The following is a 4673-nucleotide window of genomic DNA, read 5'->3' as shown; positions in this document are numbered from 1 at the left end:
TCCTGATTATCGAAATAGCCATTAAGGGTGCTAATCAGGATAAAACTTGATAACCACCATACCGTAAGCATCACCGCGGCTTTGTTGAATAAATCGAACTTTTGCTGAGTTGAAGGATCAGATCACGCATCTTCCCGACAGCGCAGACCGTTCCGTGGCAAAGCAAAAGTTCAAAATCACCAACTGGCCCACCTACAATAAAGCCCTCATCAACCGTGGCTCCATAACTTTCTGGCTGGATGATGAAGCTATTCAGGCCTGGTATGAGTCGGCAGCGCCTTCTTCACGAGGCAGACCTCAGCGCTATTCTGACCTTGCCATCACGACTGTGCTGGTCATTAAACGCGTATTCAGGCTGACCCTGCGCGCTGCGCAGGGCTTTATTGATTCCATTTTTTCTCTGATGAACGTTCCGCTACGCTGCCCGGATTACAGCTGTGTCAGCAGGCGGGCAAAGTCGGTTAATGTCAGTTTCAAAACGCCCACCCGGGGTGAAATCGCACACCTGGTAATTGATTCCACCGGGCTGAAGGTCTTCGGTGAAGGCGAGTGGAAAGTCAAAAAGCATGGCCAGGAACGCCGCCGTATCTGGCGTAAGCTGCATCTCGCCGTTGACAGTAAAACACATGAAATCATCTGCGCTGACCTGTCGCTGAACAACGTTACGGACTCAGAGGCCTTCCCCGGGTTAATCCGGCAAACCCACCGGAAAATCAGGTCAGCCGCCGCCGATGGCGCTTACGATACCCGGCTATGTCACGATGAACTGCGGCATAAGAAAATCAGCGCGCTTATCCCTCCCCGAAAAGGTGCGGGTTACTGGCCCGGTGAATATGCAGACCGTAACCGTGCAGTGGCTAATCAGCGAATGACCGGGAGTAATGCGCGGTGGAAATGGACAACAGATTACAACCGTCGCTCGATAGCGGAAACGGCGATGTACCGGGTAAAACAGCTGTTCGGGGGTTCACTGACGCTGCGTGACTACGATGGTCAGGTTGCGGAGGCTATGGCCCTGGTACGAGCGCTGAACAAAATGACGAAAGCAGGTATGCCTGAAAGCGTGCGTATTGCCTGAAAACACAACCCGCTACGGGGGAGACTTACCCGAAATCTGATTTATTCAACAAAGCCTCTTTTCTTTTAAAAATAAATTATTCAGATTTATTTTCTATTGATTTAATGAGGTAGGGAATGACAGAAAGTGCTTTGCTTTTGCGAGAGGCATTTAATGAATCGGTTAACTATATGACATGGTCTTTTTATTCACTGATAACTGCTTACGTTTCGATGGCTTTTTATGATAGAGTTGAGGTTAAGACCCGAATAAATAATTATCTGAATAAGTTACTTTTCGTGATTGCTATGTCCGTTTTTATCCCAAATATGTACTTTGTTTCAATGGTGTTCAGTCAGAAGTTAGGCACCGCAGCTGGCGTTGCGTCATTCATTATTGGGCTACTTTTCATGATGTTAAACTCGGCACCTGTAATTACTGGTATCGTACAGCAGCGCAAAGATTGAGTTTTATGAGTATAGTCAGTTGGGTTTTCATCTGTTTTATCAGACTTAGAAAAATGAAATCTTTCAATTCATTGATTTTAAACGCAAAAAAATTTCTAAATGATCAGAATTATAGGGTGCTCATTTTGCACAGCAGTAGGGGTTGACCATTCAATGGAAACGCTCCTTCGAACTGACCCGGAGAAATACGGTTATCAGGCTGGCCTGAGTCGTCTTCAGCGATTTCTTTCTAAGATCCAGTACGACTGGAGCCTGCGGGATTATATCGGTCGTAAAGTGTTCGAAGGCGGATATGTGCGTCTTCAACCCAATATCTTTTCTTCGTCCCTGACTGAACGTCTTTTTCATGCCTGTTGCAGCCTTGATTATGTTGAAGCAAGACGTGCGGCAGAGCATCGCAGAAAGCTACTTTCCGGCGAGGTTGACGATACGGCTTATAACCGTCGTATGGCTGAGCCACAATTTCGGCTTGTACAGGAAGCAAACGTGATCCACGTTGATTTCCTCTGGTCGTTGCACTGTTTCAACCCTCGCCCGTTTCGGGCAATTGAGATCTATCGCAGGGTCTGGGAAGAGGCCGATCTGGACCTTCTTGAGGATGAGCCTGACATGCAGCCTGTGCCCCGTACACCAATGCCAGCTCCACTCTGGATGAAACTGCCCGGAGGCCGGTTCGGTACAGCTTATGATGGACTGACTGATACGTTGCCGCTGATGACCTATTTTGACGGGCAGGCTGACCCCAGGGCTTCACGTAGCCTAAAGACCGGAGAGAGCAGTTCTGTCGTCGTGGCATTCGAGGAAGAGGATGAGCTGACTGTTGAAGAAGATACGGCGTCCTGGATTATCTGGCATGAATACGACGGGTTACGCCAGCGCATCGCTGACGGTGAGTTTACTCCAACGACTGCTGCTCAGTATCTTCTTCGTTATGGCGCGGTCCGAATTTCAAAAGGCAAGGGCGCTGTCTATCATCGTCTCGCACAGCGGGGACAAACCTTTTCCCGCCTGGGGATAGGCGACAGAGTGTCGCTTCCAGAGCTGGTTGCCAGTCGGCGTTTTAAAATACTCAGTGATTCTGCATACCGTCAGGTTGTAGCCCGGAAATTGCGTGGACAGATAAAAAAGTTCAGATTCTGGGCATGCGTAGCTGCCTGTGTTCAGTTGCACGTACACAACAAGACGGCACTCGGAGAAAGAATTTTAACGTTACTCGAAGGTGAGAGGGAACAGCAACAAGGTGCGATCCAGGCGAAGCTGAAGGCGGGAATGATGGATGCAGTTCTAACTCTGTGTAACCAGCGACTCCGGGTGAAAGAAAATACTAACCAGCCAGAGGAGTTCCGCTATTACCGTGCCGTAAGAGCTCGTTTCATGCGCCATTTATCTGAATGCCTTAAGCCAGAAAATGGCGGCGTTATCCGTGACGTTATCTGGGAACTGAGGGTGCTGAGCAGTGCTCACGGTACGACCAAAACAGGTTTTTACTATGTCGATAGCAATCGCCCGACAGCGAAAGGACTGTTAAACCGCCTTCTGATGAGGATGGTCAAGCAGGTCGTATAAGCGTCTGAAACGCGAAACACACGAAAATGGAGGGGTTATACAAAAAAAACTTAGCTTTGATCGTGATGTAATGTGGACATCATGTCCAAGCGTTGCTGCATCCAGAAAAGTAACTTTAATCCTGTTGATACAGCCCTTGCATTACCTGTTTACGCATAGCGTGGAAACGTTCTAATTAAACCAGACGAATATAAATTTAAATTAATTCACTCACCCCCGGAATCGGGGAACTAAACAAAAGGATCATCAATGCAAAATCAAAATACACCCGCTCAGGAAAAACACACCGTATACCTTTTTAATGCCGAACATGCTGACAAGACAGCCGCCAAGCAAGCCGGGAAACTCTTCACGCTGGACATTGAACACCCAATGACCCTCAACGATCTCTCGCTGCTGTGTGAGTCGGTCGCGGACGCTGTGGGAGCACCTGGCGGAATTAAATATGAAATCACAACAGAGCCTAATGGGGTTCAGGAGGAATACTGAATCAGTGTGGTGTGAGTCCATTTTAATTTGACGTTTCATGAGTTCTATCGAGAGGCTGAAGTATGACTTTGAAAATGGAAAGTTCCCGGACTTCCAAGCCTGAGGGGCCATTTGTATTAATCACTTTTGAGGGGGACGAATTTCTTTTTGATGACAGACATAATGTCGTCAAGATAAATGGCAGGCCTAAAAAAATGGATGTAAAGCGAAATTATTTTGAGTCCGATCTGGGAGAAGGGAAAGCGAAATACTGGACTTTAAATATCGAAGAGGCTCATCGGTTCAATTCGATTGATGAAGCGACAGAACAACTTTGTAAACTGAGTCGCCCTCATCTGATCAAAATTCGCAAAGTTGAGGGGGTATCTGAATGACCAAAGAGATGTTTTTACGCATTTTAAATGAGGCACAGGCTCGTGTGGATAACGATTCGCTTCCGCTTGATGTTCGTATCCGGTCACGCACCACGGTAAATGATTGCGTCATCCGGGCAGATAAAGAGGGGTGGCCTATTGAGTATAAACAGAAGGTCTGGGTAGATGCAGTCAGTGGCTGTTATCTTTAGCGGTTACTTAAGCCAGTTCCTGTGCCCGTGAGCTTAGTAAAGGCGGAAAATGATATGGTCAAGGTGATAAATATCAACGGGAATTTAGTTGAATTACCTGAGCCCTCAGCAAAGTTATCCAAAGCTGAATCACCTGATGGTAGGTTCTCAAAACCTAAAAATAAGATCTCTAAAATACAGCGAGCTGAGCTGCGAATGAAATTTGGGGGGCGTTGTGCCTATTGTGGTTGCAAGCTTCCTGAAAAAGGGTGGCATGCCGATCATGTTGAGCCTGTTCGACGCGACTTTGAACTGGTGAGAGCCCCTGTCGGCAGCGGCGTAACTCATGTTGCCCGAAGTACGGGTAAGGTTATGCACCCTGAACTGCATGCTATAGAAAACTTATTTCCATCATGCGCCCCCTGCAACCTTTTTAAAGGAGCTTTTAGTGTTGAAGGAATGAGAAAAGAAATGGCACTGTTGCAAATAGTCGGTGGTGATAAACTTATCATCCCCTTTTGCTGATGGAGCTGCACATGAACCCATTCAA

7 protein-coding genes and 1 pseudogene are annotated in these 4673 nt (G+C 47.3%); 7 read left to right on the top strand and 1 reads right to left on the bottom strand.

The window, feature by feature from the left end; all coding sequences use genetic code 11:
* Positions 1–71, bottom strand: a pseudogene (locus CHU32_RS27455) (histidine kinase); the annotation flags it as partial.
* Positions 72–109: 38 nt separating this feature from the next.
* Between CHU32_RS27455 and CHU32_RS27450 the strand changes: the two are divergent.
* From CHU32_RS27450 to CHU32_RS27420, 7 genes are all read left to right on the top strand, one after another.
* Positions 110–1078 carry an IS5-like element IS903B family transposase gene (locus tag CHU32_RS27450; protein ID WP_176682092.1) on the top strand — a complete coding sequence of 323 codons (969 nt, stop codon included), beginning with the start codon at positions 110–112 and terminating at the stop codon, positions 1076–1078.
* 116 nt (positions 1079–1194) lie between these two features.
* Positions 1195–1524, top strand: coding sequence for a hypothetical protein (locus CHU32_RS27445; RefSeq protein WP_000140246.1), 330 nt, complete (start codon positions 1195–1197; stop codon positions 1522–1524).
* Positions 1525–1677: 153 nt separating this feature from the next.
* Positions 1678–3090, top strand: a complete 1413-nt coding sequence (locus CHU32_RS27440) for a hypothetical protein (RefSeq protein WP_022646499.1) — start codon at positions 1678–1680, stop codon at positions 3088–3090.
* 249 nt (positions 3091–3339) lie between these two features.
* Entirely contained in the window at positions 3340–3579 is a 240-nt protein-coding gene (locus CHU32_RS27435) for a hypothetical protein (RefSeq protein WP_001180999.1), read from the top strand.
* Between the two features lie 62 nt (positions 3580–3641).
* Positions 3642–3953, top strand: coding sequence for a hypothetical protein (locus tag CHU32_RS27430; protein WP_000172888.1), 312 nt, complete (start codon positions 3642–3644; stop codon positions 3951–3953).
* Complete coding sequence (locus tag CHU32_RS27425) at positions 3950–4144, top strand: hypothetical protein (RefSeq protein WP_000159617.1); 195 nt, start codon at positions 3950–3952, stop codon at positions 4142–4144. The genes CHU32_RS27430 and CHU32_RS27425 overlap by 4 nt, the downstream gene beginning before the upstream one ends.
* A 54-nt stretch (positions 4145–4198) precedes the next feature.
* On the top strand, positions 4199–4648 hold the full coding sequence (locus tag CHU32_RS27420; protein WP_000241453.1) for an HNH endonuclease: 450 nt from the start codon (positions 4199–4201) through the stop codon (positions 4646–4648).
* Positions 4649–4673 lie beyond the last annotated feature (25 nt).

The organism is Superficieibacter electus (genome assembly GCF_002915575.1).
GTDB classification, from domain to species: domain Bacteria; phylum Pseudomonadota; class Gammaproteobacteria; order Enterobacterales; family Enterobacteriaceae; genus Superficieibacter; species Superficieibacter electus.
This window is presented reverse-complemented; position numbering and strand designations above follow the sequence as displayed.